The following is a 12,822-nucleotide window of genomic DNA, read 5'->3' on the forward strand; positions in this document are numbered from 1 at the left end:
CCTTTGTCACCAAGTGATAGACCTGATGGTGTGGGGAATACGTTGAGCGTCGCTGACGTACCCGGGAGCCAGCGTCCCGAGCTACGCCTGCTGCAGTCACGCCTGGTGACGCACTTCCCGCAGATCATGCTGGCGGTCGCGCAGGAGCTCGAAATGCTGTGGCCGGCGTGCGTCGAGTTCGCGGCCGAACGCGGCACCGAGCTCTCCGACACCGCGGATCAGGTGGTGCCCAGACTGCTGGCGACAGTGGAGGCCGAAGCGCTTGCGCGTCCGGCGACCGCGCCGGAGCTCGACCCGTTGCTGGTGGCGATGTTCGACCAGCTCGGTCGTGTCCAGTTCCGGCAGGGTCGGGATCTGAACGGCATTCTCACGGCATACCAAGCCGGCGCGCGCGTCGCGTGGGCACACATCTCGCAGGAGGCGATGCAGGTCGGCCTCGACGCGCGGCGGCTCGCCCGGCTCGCGGAGACGCTCTTCATGCTGACGCACGACATCTCGGCGCGCACGACCGATGGCTATGTGCGCGAGCAGTCCGAGCGTGGCTTGGTGTCACACCGGGCGCGCGGCGAGCTCTCCGGGCTGCTGATGTCGACCTTGCCGGACCGCAACGGGATTCGGCTGGCCGCGGACCAGGCGGGTTGGGTGGTCCCGGATGAACTCGCCTTCGTGCTGCTGCGCGATCAGGACGACCCGCCGCTCACGGCCAAGCCGCGACTCGACCCGGAGTGGCTCGTCGTGCACGTCGGTGATGTCGTGGGCTGGCTGGTGCCATGGGTCGCCGGCATCGAGGCGCGGCTGCAGCGAGCGTTGGGGGACGTGCCGGCCGTCGTCGGGCCGCCCGTGCCGGTGACCGACGTTCGCCGCAGCATGCGGGTCGCGCGCAGCGCACGTCGCTTGCAGGATGCCGGTGCGCTGCCGAACCGAATGATCTTCGTGCCCGAGCACATCGACACGATGTTGGTCCACCGCAACCCGGAGTTGTTGGCAGCGTTACGTTTTCGCGTGCTGGCGCCGTTGGATCCCCTGCCGGAGTCGACCCGGGAGCGACTCGTGGAGACGTTGACCAGCTGGCTGCGGCACTTCGGCTCCCGCCGCGAGGTCGCCGAGGAGTTGCACATCCACCCGCAGACCGTCCGCTATCGGCTCGACCAGTTGCGCGAGATCTTCGGCGAGGCGCTGGATGATCCCGCACAACGTGCGCAGCTCTTCCTCGCGCTGGTCTGGGGCGCGCCGCCGGAGGTCTGACCGCTCAGCGCGCGATCCGGTCCGACTCCGGGTGGTCAGGAAACTCAGGAATTTCAGTGCCCACTCGCCGGTCCGACGCGAGCAGGTGTGCGTCGAGCGCCTCGGCATACGCCCGTGCATCGAGCAGGCCGGCGTCGGTGACGACCGTGATGCCGAGCATGCCGTTCCAGCTGAGCGCGCCGATCGTCAGCGGTATGCCGGGAGCCGGCGGCAGGATCGGGTGCACCCGATCGACCGCGCCACCGGCCAGCGTGAAGCGCTGGTCCGGGCCTGGCATGTTGGACACGATCGCCTGAAAATACTTGGGGCCGTAAACAGTTCGGGCGAACCATCGCCGCCCGGCGGGTGGCGCGGCACGCAGCGCGGTGGCCATCACCCAGCGCGACGCGAGTGCACGGGTCGGCGTGCGCAGGGCACCACCGCGGCGGCATACCTCGTCCCGCAGGTCGGCCGGCGACGCATTCCGGGCGGGGACGTCCAGGAGGACCGCGCCGGTGAGGTTCCCGCCGTCGTCGGCACCCGCACCCGGTGCTCGCAACATGACCGGGACGGACACACGTAGTTGCTCGCCGCACCGCTGCGCCAGCGCCGGGTCGACCGCCGCGAGGGCAGAGCCGGTTGCCGCCAGCAGCAGCTCCGTGACCCGCATCCGGTGTGCGCGGGCGGCGTCACGCACCGTCTCGAGCGGGACCTCGAACGTCGCGAAGCCACGCCGCGGCCCGCCCGTCGGCAGCACCGTCGCCGGCTTGCCGTCGGTCGCCAACTGCGCCAGCCCCTGTATGACGCCGGCGCTCCGACGCATCGCGGACGGGCCCTCCCGCGCCGGGATCGGCAACTCGTAGGGCGGCTCCAGCAGGTTCAGCAGCTTGGCCACCGCACCGATGCCGTCGGCCATGCAGTGGTGCATCACGATGCAGAACGCCGCCTGCCCACCGACGCCCCGGATCACCCACGCCCGCCACAACGGCCGATCACGGGGCAACTCCTGCGCGGTCAGCTCGCCCACCAGCACGTCGAGATCCGCGAGGTCCGAACCGGGCGGCAGCGCGACCTCGACCAGGTGGTGCGACCAGTCGATCGGCCCGGCCGGCACCCACCGCGACACCCCGGGAGCCGCCAGCTGCTCGGTGAAGTGCGGCAGTTCGTCGAGTTGCGCGCCGATGGTGTCCTGGACCCGTGCGTAGGACGGCAGCGGTGCCCCCATCAGCACCAGACCCCCGACATTCTGCGCGTGCCCGGGCGTCTCGACGTCCAGGAAGAACGCATCGGCCGTCGGCAGCGCCGTCCCCGGGTGCCGCCGCTGCCACCACTCGGTCACGGCCACCGCGGCGAGCACCACGACGGCCGCACCGAGCGCGTCCACGACGAAGTGGTTCGCGGTCGCGAGCACGACATACAGCGTCACGGCGACGTGTATGGCGCTCGCCACCTGCAACCAGCGCCGGTGCGACATCCGGGCGAGCATGACGCTCACCCACAGGGCCCAGGCCATGTGCAGCGACGGCATCGCGGCGAGCTGGTTGGCGCTCGCGACCAGCGGCGAACCCCACGAGCCCACCGTCCCGCCGGAGGACACGGTGTCGACATACCCGGGCATCATCCGCGGCGGCATCAGCGGGAAGAAGGCGAAACACGCGAACGCCAGCAGGTTCAGGACGACGAACGAGTTGCGCGCCTGCCGGTAGAGCGCCGGCGTCCACACATACGTGATCACCAGCAGCAGAGCGGCCGAGACGATGTAGGTCGTCGCGTATTCGTAGTTGGCGACGGTCATCAGCCCCGGTCGCCCGGCGAGCCAGGAGTTCAGCCGGCCCTCGACGTCCAGTTGCAGCCACTGCTCCAGCCGTATGACGCGCTCGCCGTGCGACCGTGCCGCGGCGGTGCGCGACGAGCCGTTCAGCGCATCGACGAGCAGGTAGACGGAGAAGAGGGCGAGGCCGCCGAGCAGCTCCCGCGAGACACGGGGCCGCCGCTCGCGGGGGATCGCCGGCCACCGCACCGGCGGAAGGTGCAGTTGCAGGTGGTGCGGGTGCGTCGCACTCAAGGCAGATCCCTCCTTCGTCGGGTTCTGCCTTTCGCCTGAGTTTTTGCTCGCTCGCTTCGCTCGCTCGGGGGCCGGGCACCCCCACAAGCGGGTCGAGTAGCGGAGGAGCGCAGCGGGGGAGCGTATCGAGACCCCGCCCCGCGCGCCGGAAGAACTGACGGAAGAACTAGGCGAAGGAAATCGTGAAGTCCGGCATCCGGCGCAGCCGGCTCCAGCCCCAGGCGACGCAGATGCCGACCGTCAGCAGCGTCAGTGAGGTGCTGAAGACGCCGCGCGACAGCAGCGCGTTGCGGGCGCCGAGTTGCAGGAAGCCCATGCTCATGCCGACGTCGATCAGCCGCGAGGCGCCCCACAGGATGCATACCTGGGTGAACATCCGATGGGCCCGCTTGTCGTGCATCAGCATCTGCGGCAGCGCGATGAAGTCGCGGGCGAGGTGCTTGGTGATCGGCCGGCCGATGGCTGCGCTGCCCAGGAAGATCAGTGCCATCAGCAACGACCCGGCGATCGGTTGCAGCACGTAGATGTAGACGCTGGACAGCGCCAGCGACAGGGAGGTGCGCCCGACCAGCATCAGCACCGCGATGAGCAGTGTGCGCGGCACGGTGGCCTGGGTGCGCAGCCGGAACGCGACGATCAGCCCGGACCACACCAGCACCGAGATCAGGCCCCAGAGCTGGCCGACGGATGCGAGTGCGGCATACAGCAAGAGCGCCGGTATGACGACCGCCTCGAGCAACATGCGTCCCGCCCGTAACGCAGAGGTGCGCACGAACTCCCGGTCGATGATCAGGGCACAGGCGCCTTGCTGTGCGGCCGGTCGCGAAGGCATGGATCACACTATGACACCGCCACCTGAGAATCGGCCGTGTTTTCGACCCGGGACAGCGGCGAATGCGACAGACCGCTGATCCCGATGCCGATGAGTACGGCGGTCACCGACACCGCCGCGAGCGCGCCGGCGCTGTGTGGGACGGTCACGTGGAAGCCGAAGATGCCCGCCAGATAGCTGATCACCGGATTGGTGATGCTCATCGCCGCGACCGCCCACGGCAGCGAACCGTTGGCGAACGCGGCCTGCTCGATCAGCAATCCGGAGGCCGTGGCCACCGCCAGGCTGTAGCCCGGCCAGTCGAGTGCGGTGTGCAGCACGCCGGGACCGAACAGGTCCTCGGTGGTCAGCTTCGTCAGCACGGCGTTGCCGGCGAAACACATGCCGGCCGCGACCGCGAGCATCAGGCTGGCGGCGCGTGGGTCGCGCTGCCCGCGGGCGAAGCCGACCAGGATCACCACCGCGGCGGCCATCGCGATCAGCACCCAGATGACCTGCTCCCGGTTGGGCGTGCCGTGCAGCGGTGCCGCGCCGCTGACCGACAGCAGCACGATCAGGCCGGCGCAGATGCACAGCACATACGCCCAGTCCTTGGCGCCCGGGCGCAGCCTGCTGCCCAGCCCGGTCAGCAGCAGGGCGAAGAGCACCTGACTGACCATCACCGGCTGGACGAGGGCGACGCTGCCGAGGTGCAGGGCGGCGGCCTGGATCAGGAAACCGAGGTTGTTGATCACGAAGCCGGTCAGCCACAGCTTGCGGCGGACGAGCGCCCGCACGAACGCCGAGAACCCGTGGACGGTCTCGAGCGTGTGCGAGCGGGTCGCCTGGGCGGCAGCGCGTTGCTCGAGCATCGCGGACAGGGCGAACGCGAACGCCGCGGCGCAGGCGAGCAGGAGCACCAGCCAGAGCATCACTCGCCCCCCTTCAACCGCGTCTTCTCACCCCAACGCTGCGCGAGCCGTGTGTATGCCGCCGGCCACGCCGACCGCACCAGCGGCGCGACCCGGAGGGCAGGGTCGCTCCACCCCTCGGGCGCGCCGGCCGCGATCAGTGAAACCACCTGTCGGGCAACAGTTTCCACGTCCTTGGGGCGCGGCGATCGACGGGCATACGGAGTGCCACGGTGGGCGAAGAAATCGGTGTCGACGACGGCAGGCACGAAGGTGCTGATCTCGACGCCGGTGCCGACCGCCTCGAGGCGCAGCGATCCGGCGAAGGCATCGAGTCCGGATTTCGTTGCGGCATAGACGGATTCACCGGCGACCCCGGTGCGGCCGGCGATGCTGGTGACGAAGCACAGGTGACCGCGACCGCGTGCCAGCAGCTGGGGCAGCACCGCGCGGGAGAGGGCGATCGGTGCGGTCAGGTTGGTCGCGACGAGCTCGGGAATGCGCTCGGGCGGCATGGTGTCGAAGCCGCCCTGCCAGCCGATGCCCGCGTTGTGGACGACCAGATCGAGGCGCCCGTGGACAGCCGTGGCTTCGTCGATGAGGCGTTGGTGCTGTGCCGGGTCGGCCAGGTCGGCCAGCACGGGTGTGGAGCGCAGCTCGCGCGCGATGGCTTCGGTCCGGCCGGCGTCGCGGCCGTGGACGACGACCTGCACGCCGCGGTCGGTGAGCTGTCGCGCGATCGCGGCACCGAGGCCGCCGCTGCTGCCGGTGACGAGTGCGAAGCTGCCGTGCAGTCTCATTGCGGCACGCGGCTTTCCGGGCCACCGCGTCGTTGCGCCAGGTGGTCTGTCCGGGAGCGAGGCGAATCCGCCACGTCATCAACCATATTCGAGTCCTATGGCGATGCGGTAGCAGGGTCGCGCCGGCCGTGTCAGCAGCGCGGCACCGGCGCGCTGTAGCCGGTGTTGCTCGGGTTCACGACGTAGTAGTCGCTGACCCATCGGCCGTTGTCGAGCTCGTCCCAGATCTTCGTCGTCCCGACCGTCTGGCCGGCGCGCTGGCACCACACCCGGGCCAGTCCGCCGTTCGGTATGACGCCCACGACGGGGTATGACGACGACGGCCCGGACCGCATGTTCAGCGTGTCCGGCACCGCGACCTGATAGCTGTGCGCGCACCGCGGAGAGCCGGACCAGGTGGTCCGCGACGGGGTGCTCACCCAGTAGTCGCTGACGTAGGTTCCGTCGGTGAGCCGGTCCCAGATCCGCGTGGTGTTGACGAGTTGACCGGTGACCTGACACAGGACCTGCACGGAGCTGCCGGGTTGGTGCGTGTGCACGATCGGGTATGCCGTCGACGGGCCCGACCGGGCGTTGAGCGGGACCGACGAGGTGACGGTCCAGGCCCTGGAGGTGGAGGCGACCGGCGCGTCCCACTGGTCGCTGTCGATGTTGATGGTGACACCGCCATACGTCTCGTCGTGCCCGCCGCGGTACTGCTTGCCGCGCTGGTGGAACGCCCAGTACTTGCTGGAGATGCCGGACCATCCGGTGGTCGAGGCGATGCCGTCATACCGGGCGATCCACAGTGCGTCCGGACGCGCATAGGCGGTGGAGTTGTAGACACCGGCCAGGTCCGCGGCGCCCAGGTTGAGATTCATGTAGACGCCCGCCAGGTAGCCGCGGGAGTGCAGCCGCCCCGTCCACCCGGAGATGAACTTCAGCACCGCGGTGCGGCAGGACGTGTCGCCCCGGGCGTAGTTCTCGATGTCCAGATAGAACGCGCTGCCGCCGCGCAACCCGAGCGCACCCGCCCTGGTGGCGGCGTCGTCCGCCGCTGCGGTGCCCTGCGCGAATGCCGTCGAGGGATTGATCTTCGGGTCGGTCGCCCGACCGCCGCACGGTGGCTGCAACCCCTTGTAGATCGGGATCAGGCGCCAGCCCATGCGGCTGACCTGGCTGACCCACGAGGCGGTGAGATTCGGCTGGCTGCAGGTGCGGCTCACCCCGCCGAAGTAGATGCCCACCCCGCGATAGGGCGATGCGAGCCAGGCCCGCATCGTCGCGACCGACGGCGCGGCGCAGGCGTCGAAGGCCTTGCCGGCGAACCTGGTCGTCGTCGACGCCGTGCGGTAGGTGATGGAGGTGGCCGGATCGGCCGCGGCCGCGGGCGCCCAGATCAGCGCCGCGGACGCGGCCATGCTCACACCGAGGGTCGCACCGACAGACGCACGGACCGTCACACGAGGACCGCCGGTGCCGATCCTGCCGAACCGTGATGACAACAGCATGGCCGCCTCCTGTGACCGGGCGAGACTTCCATTGAACTCCCAGCCCGGTCACAGCACCAGAGGACCAAGGTCCCTTGCAATTCCTTGCGAGATCCCTTGTTGAATCCCTTGATTCAGCCCACCTCGAGTGCGATCTCCTCGGTGTCGCGCAGCTGCTCGATCGGCGAGCTCGCATCGCGCTTCGCGGTGTCCTTCGCGCTGTCCTTCGAGGGCCGCCGCATCACGATCATCACCAGTGCGAACGCGACGAAGAGCATCAGCGCACCCACCTGGAATCCGCGGTCCGCGCCGGTCACGAAGGTGTGTATGGCGTGTTGGCTCGCACCCGGCGAGACGGCCGGGTCCTTGCCGGCGGTGGCGAAGACCGTCACCAGCACCGCGAGTCCGAGCGCACCACCCAGTTGCTGGGTGACGTTGACCAGGCCCGACGCCACGGACGTGTCCGCGGGTTCGACCCGGGACAGGCCGGCCGTGGTGAGCGGCACGAACGCGATGCCGTTGCCGAGCGCGAAGACGACGAACGCCGGCAGCATCTGCAGGTAGCTCGTGTGCTCGGTCAGCGTCGTCAGCATCAGCATGCCGACGGTCGACAGCAGCGTCCCGACGGCCGCGATGGCACGGGTCGAGTAGTGGTTCGAGATCACCCGGGCGACCAGCTGCGAGCTGATGAAGATCGTGACCGGGAAGGGCAGGAACGCGATCCCCGACTGCCACGGCGTCCAGCCGAGCACGATCTGCATGTACTGGCTCATGAAGAAGAACGATCCGAGCGATCCGGCGACCAGCATCAGCCGGGCGATGTATGCCGTGGCGCGGTCGCGGTCCGCGAAGAGCCGCAGCGGCATGACCGGCGACTCCGCGCGCAGCTGGACCGCCACGAAGATCGCGAGCAGAACCAGACCGGCGCCGAATGCCGCCAGCGTGCCGGACTCGGTCCAACCATCGGACGCCGCGCGGATGAATCCGTAGACGACAGAGCTCATTCCGACGGTGACCAGCAGTGCACCGGCCACGTCGACCGAGCCGCGCACACCCCTGTCACGGGAGAGCGACCGGTAACCGGCAGCGAGCACGGCGATGCCGATCGGGACGTTGACGAAGAAGACCCAGCGCCAGGAGGCGACCGAGGTCAGGAGGCCACCGGCCAGCAGGCCGGTCGCCGCCCCGGACGCCGAGACGACGGTGTACCAGCCGATGGCGCGGGTCTGTTCCTTGCCCGGCTTGTAGAGGGACATCAGGATCGCCAGCGCGGACGGCGCGGCGAAGGCCGCACCGACGCCCTGCAGGGCACGGGAGGCGAGCAGCAGGCCTTCCCCCTGGGAGATGCCGCCGGCGAACGATGCGGCGACGAAGACCGCCATACCGGCGAGGAAGGTGACGCGGCGGCCGAGCAGGTCACCGGCGCGAGCGCCGAGCAGCAGCAGGCCACCGAAGGCCAGCGTGTAGGCGTTGACGATCCACGACAGGGACGTGGAACTCATGTGCAGTTCGGTGCCGATGTCGGGGAGGGCGATGTTCACGATCGCGGCATCCAGCACGAGCATCAGTTGGGTCACCAGGACGGCGGTCAGCACGAGGCGAGCGGGCCCGGTGGTCGACCCAGCGGTGCGCCGGGCCGATTCGTTGGTGGTGGTCGACGCCGCGGGGCGGCGAGACTTGGTAGTAATGGTCACGAGTTGTGTCCTTCGCGAGAGCGAGGCGTACCATGAATGAAGAAGCGGAGTTGTTCTCCGTTTAGAACTATACGGAGGGTTCCTCCGGTTTTGCAACCGGACAACCTCATGAGGTGTGAGAACGATGGCCACAAGCGGCTCGGCAACGACGTCGAAGCGCCCGGCGAAGGCTGTGCAGGACAACGCGAAAAGCGCTGCGAAGCCACAGGATTCGTCGTCCGCCGACGTATGCAGCAAGCCCCTGCGCGCTGACGCGGCACGCAACCGGCAGAAACTCGTCGATGTCGCGACCACGGCATTCACCGAGGACGTCGACACCCCGCTGGACGAGATCGCCAAGCGCGCGGGGGTCGGCATCGGCACGCTCTACCGGCACTTCCCGACGCGCTGTGACCTCGTGCTCGCGGTCTACGGCGATCAGGTCGCCGGCCTGGAGCAGCGCTCCTACGATCTGCCCAAGGAGCTGGGTCCGGGCGAGGCGCTGCACGAGTGGATGCGCGGTTTCGTCGGCTACTACGCGGTCAAGATGGGCCTGATCAACCTGCTCCGCTCGATGATGCAGGGCAATCCGGAGACGTTCGAGTCCGCGCGCAACCGGATGCGCGCGTCGGCCGAACGCGTGCTGCAGCCCGCGATCGAGGCCGGCGTCGTGCGCCCCGACGCCACCGCGATGGAGCTCACCCGTGCCCTCGGTGGCGTGTGTCTGGCCTCGTCCACCCCGGAGGGTCAGGAGACCTCACTCGCCGTCGTCGACCTGATCTACGACGGCCTGCGCTTCGGCGCGCCGAATCATTCTTGACTCGACTCCTCGCGAATCACGTGACGACGCGGCTCGCACGCTCGCTCGCGCCGTCACCTGATTCGGTCGTCGTCTCCTCGGGCGTCCGCTGCTCGTTCGGTCCGGTTGGTATTGCCCGTCACCGGCTGACGTAGGCGCCGTCAACCTCACTCGGTGCAGGCGGCCATCGCCTGCAGGACCGACTGGGCCTTGTCGAGCGTCTCCTGCCACTCGGCCTCGGGGTCGGACAGCTGCGTGATCGCGCCACCCACGCCGAGCACGAACCGGTCACCGGTCAGCTGCACCGTGCGGATCGCGACGCTCAACGTGGCCGTGCCGTCGATGCCGAGCAGACCGATCGACCCCGAATAGACGCCACGCCGCTCCGGCTCGAGCCGGCCGAGGATCTCCACCGAGCGCTCCTTGGGTGCGCCGGTCATCGACCCGGGTGGGAACGCCACTCGCACCAGATCCATCGCATCCGCACCGGGCGGCAGGTCGCACTCGATCGTGCTCACGAGCTGTATGACGGTGGGGAACGCCCGAACGCCATACAGCTTAGTCACTTTCGTGCTGCCCGGTATGGCGACCCGGTTGAAGTCGTTGCGGACCAGATCGACGATCATCAGGTTCTCGGCGCGGTCCTTGCGTGACGTCGCCAGCTCCGTGGCGCTCGCGGCGTCACGCTCGGTGTCGCCGGTCGCCGGGCGTGTGCCCTTGATCGGCGCACTGATGGCATGCCCGTCGGCGTCCACCCGGAGGAACAGCTCGGGCGACCCGGAGACGACGGTCCGTTCCTGATCGAGGCGCAGGTATGCCGCGCGCGGCACCCGGCCCTCGGCGCGCAGCGCCCGGAAGAGCGGTAGCGGGTCGCCGGTGAAGGTGCCGTGGATCCGGTGGGTGAGGCACAGCTCGTAGGACTCCCCGCGTGCGATCGCCGACCGGCAGTCGGAGATCAGAGCCAGGTAGTCGTCCTGTCCGGTGCCGTGTTCGATCGCCGGCATCGGACCGCGGCGCGTGTCCGGTGCGGCGCTGTCGGCGGCGGTCCCGTGCTCCAGGGCACCGACAAGGCCGGCGGTCCAGTCATCCAGTGCGCGGATCGATGCCGCATCGTCAGGATCGTCGAGTCCGACCACGTAGCAACGATTCTCGTGGTCGATGACGACGGCACGCGACACCAGCAACCACCAGGCGTCCGGCCAGTCATCGGCGGCCCGCAAGTGGGGTTCGGCCAGTCCGAGCAGCTCGATGCCCAGTTCGTAGCCGACGTAGCCGGCATACCCGAGCGTCATACCGGGGTCGTCGCCGAGACGTTGCAGCACCGGCCGCGCGGCCGCGAGCCGTCGCTGGACGGTGTCCAGGATGCCGGTCGGGAGCCTGGTGGCGGTGCTGCCGCTCACGACCTCGGCGCCCTCCGCGCAGTTGCCGACGAGGCGGTGCGCCCGACGCGGGTCGTCCCAGCCGATCACCGTGCACGGCGACCCATCGGCCGTGGCGATGCCGTCGAGCACGACGGTCGGCTCCGCCTCGCACCGGTCCAGCACCTCGTCCACCGACAGCGAACGGGTGAGTCGCACCGACCGCTGCCGGGTCGGCACCGGTGGCCCGGCCAGGTCATCGGCGGCGGCCGCGAGCCGCAGGAAGTTCCCGATCAGGGTGGCGCCGAAGTCGCTCTCGATCGACTCGGGGTGGAACTGCACGCCCCAGCGCGGCCGGGCCGAGACACGCAGTGCCATGAGCGTGCCGTCGGCGGCATGGGCCAACGGCACGATCGGGTCATTGACCGAGCGCACCGCGAGGCTGTGATAGCGAACAGCGCTGAATTCGGTTGGTATGCCGTCGAACAGCGGGTCCCCACCGTGCGTGATGACCGAGGACTCGCCATGTATCGGGTGGTCGGAAGGGCCGACCTCGCACCCGTGCAGGAGGGCGAGGAGTTGGTGCCCGAGACAGACGCCGAGCACCGGCAGCTCACTGTGCTCGAGGACCTCGCGCGAGGACCCGACGTCGGCCGGCACGCCGGGATGCCCCGGACCCGGCGAGATCACGACCGCGTCGAAGCGTGACGTCCAGCCGAGCGGCAGCGGGGCGTCGTTGCGGACCACCACGGTGGTCGCGCCGGGTACGTCGCGCAACAGCTGCAGCAGGTTGTGCGTGAAGCTGTCGTGATTGTCGATCAGCAGGATCCGCACGGCAGGCTGCTCCCCTCCGGCAGCAGGTCGGCGACCGGCTGCCGCGCGCCCTCCAGCGCGGCCTGCAGGTGGTCCCGCAGCGCCGGATTCGGTTCGTATGACGCATCATTCACCCGCTCCACGACCCGCACACCATGCAGCGCGGACAGGGTGAAGACGGCCGGCGCGGTGAGCAGATGAGATGCGGTCACGGTGGCGGCTCGGACCGGCCGGCCGGCCCGTTCCCGCAGCACCGACAGGGTGACACTGTCCAGTCGCGGCGCGTCCGGCACGATCAGCTCGCCGCCGCGGGCGAGGACCAGCGTCGCGAAGACGGTCTCGCTCAGCGGCCCGTCGGAGGTGGCCAGGACCTGATCGTCATACCCGGCGTCTATGGCATCCCGGAGTGCGTAGGTCTGCGACAGGTAGTCGAATCCCTTGATATCAGGGCGTTTTCGCGCATCCAACGTCGGTCGGAGCAGGAGGGTCGTCGTCCGCCGGAGTTGTTCCACGGGAAACGGGCGCACGAGCAGTCGGAGGCCCGCAGCGGTCCAGACGAACGCCGGGAACCACGACCCCTCGACGGGAAGGTGCGCGAGTGCATGGTCGTATGCCGCAGCCGACTCCTCCTCGCGGACATCGAAGACCGCCCGCACGTGCGCAGTGAACCGGTCGCGATGCCGGTCGACCGCGACGCCGGCGCCGTCATACAGGTGCCAAGAGTCGAGCACGGTCGTCCCCGCGCGGGCCAGATCCACCACGGCACTGTCGGTCAGAAGCCGGCAGTCCGGTCGCGGCGCTGCGGATGTCATGCCTGATGGGTAGCACACCCCAAAGCGCGTCGAGTAGCCGGAGGAGCGCAGCGGGGGAGGCGTATCGAGCGCTCCGATCGGGCACGC

10 protein-coding genes are annotated in these 12,822 nt (G+C 69.4%); 2 read left to right on the forward strand and 8 right to left on the reverse strand.

The features are described 5' to 3' along the window. Window positions 1–30 precede the first annotated feature (30 nt). Window positions 31–1,245, forward strand: a complete 1,215-nt coding sequence (locus tag VG502_RS10435) for a PucR family transcriptional regulator (RefSeq protein ID WP_325549983.1) — start codon at window positions 31–33, stop codon at window positions 1,243–1,245. A 4-nt stretch (window positions 1,246–1,249) separates the two neighbouring features. Here the strand turns inward: VG502_RS10435 and VG502_RS10440 are convergent, their stop codons facing one another. The 6 genes from VG502_RS10440 to VG502_RS10465 all read right to left on the reverse strand — a co-directional run bounded on the left by VG502_RS10440 (window position 1,250) and on the right by VG502_RS10465 (window position 8,974). Then, the gene (locus VG502_RS10440) at window positions 1,250–3,289 is read right to left on the reverse strand and encodes a bifunctional phosphatase PAP2/O-acyltransferase family protein (protein ID WP_325549984.1); all 2,040 of its coding nucleotides are present in this window, start codon (window positions 3,287–3,289) and stop codon (window positions 1,250–1,252) included. Between the two features lie 166 nt (window positions 3,290–3,455). Further along, complete coding sequence (locus tag VG502_RS10445; protein ID WP_325549985.1) at window positions 3,456–4,121, reverse strand: DUF3159 domain-containing protein; 666 nt, start codon at window positions 4,119–4,121, stop codon at window positions 3,456–3,458. A gap of 8 nt (window positions 4,122–4,129) precedes the next feature. Further along, complete coding sequence (locus tag VG502_RS10450) at window positions 4,130–5,032, reverse strand: DMT family transporter (RefSeq protein WP_325550129.1); 903 nt, start codon at window positions 5,030–5,032, stop codon at window positions 4,130–4,132. Next, window positions 5,032–5,811, reverse strand: a complete 780-nt coding sequence (locus tag VG502_RS10455) for an SDR family NAD(P)-dependent oxidoreductase (RefSeq protein WP_325549986.1) — start codon at window positions 5,809–5,811, stop codon at window positions 5,032–5,034. The genes VG502_RS10450 and VG502_RS10455 overlap by 1 nt, the downstream gene beginning before the upstream one ends. 131 nt (window positions 5,812–5,942) lie before the next feature. Beyond that, window positions 5,943–7,301: a glycoside hydrolase domain-containing protein gene (locus VG502_RS10460; RefSeq protein ID WP_325549987.1), complete on the reverse strand. Its 1,359-nt coding sequence runs from the start codon at window positions 7,299–7,301 to the stop codon at window positions 5,943–5,945. Window positions 7,302–7,414: 113 nt separating this feature from the next. Next, entirely contained in the window at window positions 7,415–8,974 is a 1,560-nt protein-coding gene (locus VG502_RS10465; protein ID WP_325549988.1) for an MFS transporter, read from the reverse strand. 124 nt (window positions 8,975–9,098) lie between these two features. Here VG502_RS10465 and VG502_RS10470 point away from each other — a divergent pair, with 124 nt between their 5' ends. Next, window positions 9,099–9,773 (forward strand): TetR/AcrR family transcriptional regulator, encoded by a 675-nt coding sequence (locus tag VG502_RS10470; RefSeq protein WP_325549989.1) that lies wholly within the window; start codon window positions 9,099–9,101, stop codon window positions 9,771–9,773. A 146-nt stretch (window positions 9,774–9,919) separates the two neighbouring features. On the opposite strand, the gene VG502_RS10475 is transcribed toward VG502_RS10470, so the two are convergent. Both VG502_RS10475 and VG502_RS10480 read right to left on the reverse strand, forming a co-directional pair. After that, window positions 9,920–11,944 (reverse strand): chorismate-binding protein, encoded by a 2,025-nt coding sequence (locus VG502_RS10475; RefSeq protein WP_325549990.1) that lies wholly within the window; start codon window positions 11,942–11,944, stop codon window positions 9,920–9,922. Next, window positions 11,929–12,735 (reverse strand): aminotransferase class IV, encoded by an 807-nt coding sequence (locus tag VG502_RS10480; protein WP_325549991.1) that lies wholly within the window; start codon window positions 12,733–12,735, stop codon window positions 11,929–11,931. The genes VG502_RS10475 and VG502_RS10480 overlap by 16 nt, the downstream gene beginning before the upstream one ends. Between the last annotated feature and the right edge of the window lie 87 nt (window positions 12,736–12,822).

The sequence above is a fragment of the Flexivirga sp. genome, assembly GCF_035551235.1.
Classification (GTDB): domain Bacteria; phylum Actinomycetota; class Actinomycetes; order Actinomycetales; family Dermatophilaceae; genus Flexivirga.